General features: G+C 35.9%; 1 pseudogene. It reads right to left on the minus strand.

Annotation, left to right across the window (positions count from 1 at the left end):
• Positions 1 to 206: pseudogene (locus COJ96_RS24985) on the minus strand (IS5/IS1182 family transposase); the annotation flags it as partial.

Raw genomic sequence — 206 nt, forward strand, 5'->3', positions numbered from 1 at the left:
GGGTCAGTAGTACTTTCTTTTATTTCTTTTAATTCCTCTTTATCGAATTTATCGGGAGGAAATGGATTTTTTCCGTGATCTTCTCGGTCTTTATTAATCTCGTCTTGTAAACGTGCTTCATAAGCTTTCGATTCTTTTCGGACAATTTTCTTCTCGAATTTGCGCTTATTCGCACTCGCCTTAACATGTGTGGAATCAATAAATAC

Source organism: Bacillus sp. AFS073361, from assembly GCF_002567005.1.
Taxonomy (GTDB): domain Bacteria; phylum Bacillota; class Bacilli; order Bacillales; family Cytobacillaceae; genus Neobacillus.